This is a genomic window from Mesorhizobium sp. WSM4871 (assembly GCF_055811295.1).
In genome coordinates, this window is the sequence record NZ_JBVVPU010000036.1 from 1 (window position 1) to 6669 (window position 6669).

The 6669-nt window shown below is 57.6% G+C and carries 6 protein-coding genes and 1 pseudogene; 1 reads left to right on the forward strand and 6 read right to left on the reverse strand.

The features are described 5' to 3' along the window. Nucleotides 1-156 precede the first annotated feature (156 nt). From ehuA to AC0L2H_RS32185, 5 genes are all read right to left on the reverse strand, one after another. Nucleotides 157-933, reverse strand: a complete 777-nt coding sequence (gene ehuA / locus AC0L2H_RS32165) for an ectoine/hydroxyectoine ABC transporter ATP-binding protein EhuA (protein WP_027047796.1) — start codon at nucleotides 931-933, stop codon at nucleotides 157-159. A gap of 119 nt (nucleotides 934-1052) precedes the next feature. Beyond that, nucleotides 1053-1721 (reverse strand): ectoine/hydroxyectoine ABC transporter permease subunit EhuD, encoded by a 669-nt coding sequence (ehuD, locus tag AC0L2H_RS32170; RefSeq protein WP_019863390.1) that lies wholly within the window; start codon nucleotides 1719-1721, stop codon nucleotides 1053-1055. Continuing rightward, the gene (ehuC, locus tag AC0L2H_RS32175; RefSeq protein ID WP_019863389.1) at nucleotides 1718-2389 is read right to left on the reverse strand and encodes an ectoine/hydroxyectoine ABC transporter permease subunit EhuC; all 672 of its coding nucleotides are present in this window, start codon (nucleotides 2387-2389) and stop codon (nucleotides 1718-1720) included. Before ehuC ends, ehuD begins: the two co-directional genes overlap by 4 nt. A 58-nt stretch (nucleotides 2390-2447) precedes the next feature. Beyond that, nucleotides 2448-3320: an ectoine/hydroxyectoine ABC transporter substrate-binding protein EhuB gene (ehuB, locus tag AC0L2H_RS32180; protein WP_019863388.1), complete on the reverse strand. Its 873-nt coding sequence runs from the start codon at nucleotides 3318-3320 to the stop codon at nucleotides 2448-2450. A 521-nt stretch (nucleotides 3321-3841) separates the two neighbouring features. Next, nucleotides 3842-4693 carry an alpha/beta fold hydrolase gene (locus tag AC0L2H_RS32185; protein ID WP_155249166.1) on the reverse strand — a complete coding sequence of 284 codons (852 nt, stop codon included), beginning with the start codon at nucleotides 4691-4693 and terminating at the stop codon, nucleotides 3842-3844. On the opposite strand from AC0L2H_RS32185, the gene AC0L2H_RS32190 reads away from it, so the two are divergent. Further along, entirely contained in the window at nucleotides 4664-5485 is an 822-nt protein-coding gene (locus AC0L2H_RS32190) for an IS5 family transposase (RefSeq protein ID WP_019863384.1), read from the forward strand. The genes AC0L2H_RS32185 and AC0L2H_RS32190 overlap by 30 nt on opposite strands. 886 nt (nucleotides 5486-6371) lie before the next feature. On the opposite strand, the pseudogene AC0L2H_RS32195 reads toward AC0L2H_RS32190, so the two are convergent. Then, nucleotides 6372-6575, reverse strand: a pseudogene (locus AC0L2H_RS32195) (integrase core domain-containing protein); the annotation flags it as partial. Nucleotides 6576-6669: the final 94 nt, after the last annotated feature.

Below are 6669 nucleotides of genomic sequence, written 5' to 3' on the forward strand. Positions count from 1 at the left end.
TCGGACCCTGCTCTTCGCCACGCGGTCACCCATGCGCAACAGGAGAATATCGCAAATCCGATCAAAAAGCTCTTGTCGATCACATCAGTGGCCTAGTTTAGTTCCTGCCGGGAAGCCACCCATGGGGATAAGTCCACCAGCGGTACAATCCGCAACTTACCTTGCCTCCAGCACCGCATTGAGAAACTGTCGGGTCCGCTCATTTTGCGGATTGCCCAAGAGCTGGCTTGGCGGGCCCTGTTCGACAATCTTACCGCCAGAAAAGAAGCACACGCGATCGGAGAACTCCTTGGCAAAGCCCATCTGGTGCGTGACCATCAGCATCGTTAGGTCATGTTCGGCGCCGAGCTTGCGGATGACGTTGAGCACCTCTCCAACCAGTTCCGGGTCGAGCGCCGATGTCACCTCGTCAAACAGCATCACCTTGGGCCGCATGGCCAACGCCCGAGCGATCGCCACGCGTTGCTTCTGGCCCCCGGAAAGCTGGATCGGGAAATGGTTCTTCTTCTCCCCGAGGCCCACCAAGTCGAGCAGCTCTGCCGCTCGGGCCTCCGCCTCCTTCTTCGAGAGCCCAAGGACGGAGATCGGCGCCTCCATGCAGTTCTGCAGAGCGGTCATATGCGGGAACAGGTTGAAGTGCTGGAACACCATACCGATCTTGCTACGCACGCGACGGAGATGACGCTCGCTCGCCGGCACCATTTGGCCGTTCTTCTGCATATGCGTGAGTGGTTCACCATCGACCCATATCACCCCCCCGTTGATGTGCTCAAGCGTCATCAGCATGCGCAGAACGGTAGTCTTGCCCGAGCCGGAAGGACCAATGATGGACACCTTCTCGTTGCGCGCGATCTCGAGATTGAGTTCGTCCAGCACCGTCAACGCGCCGTAGCGCTTTGTGACGTTCTCAAAGCGGACCATGGGTTCGTTCATGACTTTTTCGCTGCGCGTGATATCAAGGTCAAGCTCGTCCAGCCTAGCTAATGCCCTAGGGCGCTTCGTGAGATCGTCCTCGAAGCGAAGCACAAATTCGCTCATAGTATAAGGCCTCCCTATTGCAGATGGTAGCGGCGGTTGAGCCAGACGCGAACCGACTGCACGATAGCGGAAGCAACCAAGCTGAACACGTAGTAGAAGAAGCCGCACATGGTGATCGCTTCTATGTACCGATAGTTGTTTCCCCCGAAATTCTTCGCCTGCTGCAGCATCTCGAAGATCGAGATGGCCGCCAAGACCGGCGTGTCCTTGAACATGCCGATGAAGTAATTGCCCAGAGCAGGCACCATGGGCGGGATCGCCTGCGGCAGAATGATTGTTCGCCAGGTCCGCGTTCGCGAAAGGTTTAGTGCCGTACAGGCCTCCCACTGGCCGCCGTCTACATTCTCGATGCCGCCGCGGAAGACTTCAGAACAATAGGCTGCGTAGTGGATTCCGAGCACGCCAATTCCCGCCGTCCAGGCAGGAATGAACATTCCGATCTGCGGACCAACGAAATAGACAAAGAACAACTGCAGCAGCAAGGGCGTTGAACGGATAAACTCCACGATCTCCGCCATTGTGGTCGAGATATAGCGGTTTGGCGACTGGCGGATCATCGCGAAGACAAGACCCAATATCAGCGCGATCGCAAACCCGAGCAGCGTAGCCTCAATGGTGACGATCGCTCCCTGATAGAGATATGGGAATGCCTCCCATACGTAAGACCAATCCCAGATCTTCAAGCCATCTGCTCCCGAACGAAACCGCGCGAGACGCGGCGTTCCAGCCAGCGTACGAAAGGAGTGATGAGGGCGCGCGCGATGATGTAATAACCAAATAGTGCGACCGCGAAGAACAGCATGTAATCGCCTGTTGCGTCGGCCGCCTGCTTGGCGGCGCTGGTAAATTCGGTGATGGTGATGAAGAACACGAGGGAGCTACCCTTTAGCACATCGATGAGCATATTACCCCAGGTCGGCAGCATGGCCCGCATCGCCTGTGGCAGGATGATACGCCGCATCATAGTGAGCCGCGCAAAATTGAGTGCCGTCGATGCCTCATACTGGCCTCGGTCAACGGCCTGAATGGCGGCACGGACGTATTCGGCTGCGTAGCCGGAGGAATTCATCCCGATCCCCAGAATTCCGACGGTCCACGGGGACAGGAAAAGACCGAAAATCGGCAATACAAAAAACCACCAGTAGAGCTGAACCAGCAACGATGTCCCGCGGAAGAATTCGATGTAGGCGATACTGAACCAGCGCAACTGCCGATGGGGAGAGACTCGGGTCAGGCCCACGACGAGCCCAAGGACGATCGCTACGGCGCAGGCGCCAAGAGTGACGATGACCGTAGTCATGACGCCCTTGGTGAGCACGGCAAAGATAAAGCTGAGATCGACCTTACTCATATACCCTCCCCACTGGCCGCCTCCCGGCCAAGGGCCGGGGAGCGGTCAGGTGTATAGCTCAGCCTTTGCAAAGATCAGCAGTCTTCTTGTCGTCCGGCAAATCTCGCTTTGTGTAGCCATATTTGCCGACCGCGGCCATCATTTCGTCGGAGCCAATGTAGTCTTTCAACACAGTGTTGAACGCGTCTACCGCAGCCTGTTCGCTTAGAGAGAAGGCGATGGCAGGATGTTCGCTAGGCCCCGGCGGGGTGTACGGGTCGGCCACCTCAATGCTCGTATCATTCTCGGCAAGAGTCGTCGCGTTCAGACTGTAGAGGTTGCCGGCGGCAGCGCGACCAGCCTTAACAGCCTGTACAACTTCCGGCGGCCCCGCGACCTGCATGATCTTGTCGTCGGCGAAACCCAACTTTTTCGCTTCCTCGACTGCGGTGGTGCCCGTCATAATTGCGAGGGTGAGCCCCTTGTCATGCACATCTTTGAGAGAATGAAGCGCTTCCGGATTGCCCTTCGACACGACTATGACATCGTTGCTCGAGGCGATCGGCTCGCTGAACAACACGTTGCGGCAGCGTTCCGGCTTAATCCACATGCCGCCCGTGATAATATCGAAGCGACCAGCCTGGAGACCCGGGACGAGCGACCCCCAATCGGTTACGACCGGCTCGATTTTGGTCGTGCCCATTTTTTTCAGAACGTCCAGCGTCATAGCATTCACCAGGCCAAGCGGCTCGTTATTCGCGCCGGGATAGGCACTCGGAGGCTCATTGGTGAAGCCAAGACGGATCGTTTCTCCATTTTTGATCTTATCGAGCAGCGACTCCGCCGAGGCCGAACCGGCAAAAGATGAGATAGTCATCGCCGCTATGCCGAGCGCAGCAAATCTCTTCAAGATGGCAGTCTTAGAGCATTTGTCGAGTTTCCACTTGACCATTGGTTAGTCCTCCGTTTTCGTTTCGCCGATGGTCTCCCAATATGCCTCGGGAAAGGACCATTGCATCATTTGTTGAGCTTGTAATCCGGCGGTTCCCATCATCGTGTGAGCTGCAGGGCCCCCACCTCAATATCCTAGGTATAGATTCATCCAGTCGATCCTTTGCTACGCCACTTGTGCCATGCTTCATTAGCGTAGCAGCGCAGCTGTGGTGCTTTGTGCGAGAATTGCAAGTTATTCGCAGAAATTCGGCGATTTTGGGGTTCACGCGCATATTTCCGTCATCCCCAGGTTGGATGAAAGTGAACAATCGCGAGCTATGGTATGGCCAGCTGAGGCACACCACGTCTGGCATGACTCCTCCCCTGCCCGGTTGGATGAGATGGCAGGCGCCAGCGTCTGGGCTATGCCCTTATGGCCATGGTCTACATGGCAGGGCACAAAATCGTCGAATGCGACACGCCGCTGAGAGATCGCCTCGGAAACGCTGGCCCGAGCATTGTTGTTGCCGTCACCGTTGATTACTCGTGCCATTGACGGATGAGTCTGTTCACGGCTTCGCTCCGGTCAACCTGGACGGAATGGCCGGCATTATTGAGCAGATGGAAATCTGAATTCCTGATCAGCTTCGCCAGGTTGAGCCCTTGCTCGGGCGTCGCGGTAGGGTCGTTCTTGGACCAGATGATCAACGTCTGGGCCTGAAGCTGATCAAGGTAGGGGAAGATATACTTCTGCTGCAGCAGTGCATAACGATGCAGGTCTGTCTCGTCTTCCGGCAATCTCTGCCAAATCTCCCATTGTCCCCGGGCCGCGGCCCGCCGATAGGCTTCTCGCTCGGCGCCTTCCACATCCTGCCCGTGGGCGCGGCAGCCCTTCCGCCGGGCGGTGATGTATTCCTCTTCGCTCGGCATCGGGCCGGAACAGTCGTAAGCCTGTCGGCAGGCCTCCATCCAAGCTTCGTCACGGTCATCTCCAAACGCCGGCGACACGGAGTTGGCGGTCAGCAGGACAAGCTTAAAAACAAGATCGGGACGCACGATCGCGACCCGCGCGGCGACGAATGATCCTTCTGAATGGCCGACAAGCGTGATCTGCTTCAAACCCAGTTGTTGGAGGAAGCTAATTACATGATTCACACGACCGAGCCGGTTAATGTATTTGCAGTCAGCGGGATAATCCGTTCCCCCAAAATGGAGTTGATCAATCGCTACCACCGTAAATTGATCGGATAGCCCGTTCAGCTGCCGAACAAAGGAACTCTTAGTGTCTGACCCAAAATGAAGTTGGGTGATATCAATGACTTGTGATTCAGTCGGAGTTGCGAAGCCTCGACGGAGCGTCACATGTGGACTGATATCACCCGCGCCAAGCATGCGCGAAAGGGACTGCGTTATTCAAGTGATTTGACGGACGCGGAATGGGTGGTTCTGGAACCGCTGCTTCCCCCTCGCTCGGCGCTTGGCCGCCCGCCGAAATGGTCGCAGCGGTCGATCATGGAGGGCGTGTTTTATGTGCTGCGTAGCGGTCTGCCTTGGCGAATGCTGCCCAGGGACTTGCCGCCGGTATCGACGGTTCAGCGCTATTTCTACGCTTGGCGCGACAGCGGCCTTTGGAGCACGATCAACCACCTGCTGCTGATGGCCGTGCGTGTCGCCGCGGGTCGGGAGGCGTCGCCCAGCGCCGGCGTAATCGACAGCCAAAGCGTGAAAACCACTGAAAGCGGCGGGCTTTGCGGCTACGATGCGGGCAAGAAGATCAAAGGCCGAAAGCGCCATATCCTGACCGACACCTTGGGCCTGCTGGTCGCGGCGATCGTCCATACCGCTGACATCCAGGACCGAGACGGCGCCCCGGAGGTTCTGGCTTCTATTCGGGAAAGCTTCCCCTGGCTGCGCCACGTCTTCGCCGATGGCGGCTACGCCGGTGAAAAACTCCAGACCGCGCTCAGGGGAAAAGGTGACTGGACCCTCGAAATCATCAAGCGATCCGACGCTGCAAAAGGCTTCGTCCTGCTCCCGCGCCGGTGGGTGGTGGAGCGAACCTTCGCCTGGTTCGGCCGCAATCGCCGCCTGTCCAAGGACTTCGAGGAGACCATCGAAAGCTCCACCGCTTGGCTGCTGCTCGCATCCGTTCAGCTCATGACACGGCGGATCGCAAATCCATGATATCCTTCAGAAACATTATGAGTCAGACTCTTACCCTCTGCACCGAAGCCCGCCCCGTGCAGGAAAACAATCGGCCTACCAGCTCCGTTCTCGCAGTACGATGTCTCGACACCATCAATCGATACGCGATGCTCGGTGATCATCAGTTCCTCGGCAAAAGGAGGGGCATCAGGTCGGCACTCTGACCATGCGAAATGGACTGGCAATTGCTCACTCCTGAGTGCAGCAGCCTCACATGCCAGGTTGCCGAATTATCTCGTCTGAATACCGGAAATCGGCACCCCGGAGCCTCGCGTCTTGTCACTTTGCTCTGTCGTCTCCCGGCCACTGCGGCCGGGAGCCTTTCACGTGCATGGGCATTCCCCGCAAGATTTCAGCCCTTGCACAGGTCGGCGGTCTTGGTGCCGTCCGGCAGATTGATTTTCGTGTAGCCGTATTTCCCGACCGACTGCATCATTTCGTCGGAGCCGATATAAGTCTTCAACACCTCGTTGAAGGCATCGACCGTCGCCTGCTGATTGGGCAGGGAGGCGAGACTTGGGTAGCCGGCCTTCCCAGCCGGCGGCGTGAACGGATCTGCCATTTCAACGCTGTCGCCCTTGTCGGCGAGTTCCTTCACCGTGAAGTAGTTGAGCGACCCCGCCGCCGCGCGGCCGACCTTCACTGCCTGCAAGAATTCGGCCTGGCCGGCGACCTGCATGACACGGTCCTCCGGAATGCCCGCGTCTTTGGCGTTCTTGACGGTGTCGGAACCGGCGGTGGTGACCAGCGTCAGGCCCTTGTCACGGATATCGTCAAAGGAGTGCAGGTCTTTGGGATTGCCATTCGGCACCAGCAGGGCTTCGGTAAACTTAGCAAGCGGCTCGGTGAACACCACATTGCGGCGGCGATCTGGCTGTTTGGCCCATGCCGTGCAGATAGCTTCGTAAGGTGTAAGGCCATGAAGGGTCTTGAGCCGCCTGGCGAAGTTGTATCCATCGAGGAAGGCGGCAAGGTGATTTTCAAGTTGCCGGTGGGTCTCATAGTGATATCGCCGGACGGTTGCCTCCTTCAGCGTCCGGTTCATCCTCTCGACTTGGCCGTTATCCGGTATGTGATCTTTGGTGCCTATTCGTCCTGCTGTTCTTCTTTGAGAGCGGCCTTATGGTGAGCCCATCCGGGACGTGGGGCACCGGGAGCACGAA

Excerpts from the sequence above, each read along its gene's own strand:
- ehuA (WP_027047796.1), bottom strand. The coding sequence starts at position 933 with ATGAACGAACCCATGGTCCGCTTTGAGAACGTCACAAAGCGCTACGGC.
- ehuC (WP_019863389.1), bottom strand. The coding sequence starts at position 2,389 with ATGAGTAAGGTCGATCTCAGCTTTATCTTTGCCGTGCTCACCAAGGGC.
- ehuB (WP_019863388.1), bottom strand. The coding sequence starts at position 3,320 with ATGGTCAAGTGGAAACTCGACAAATGCTCTAAGACTGCCATCTTGAAG.
- AC0L2H_RS32190 (WP_019863384.1), top strand. The coding sequence starts at position 4,664 with ATGTGGACTGATATCACCCGCGCCAAGCATGCGCGAAAGGGACTGCGT.
- AC0L2H_RS32185 (WP_155249166.1), bottom strand. The coding sequence starts at position 4,693 with ATGCTTGGCGCGGGTGATATCAGTCCACATGTGACGCTCCGTCGAGGC.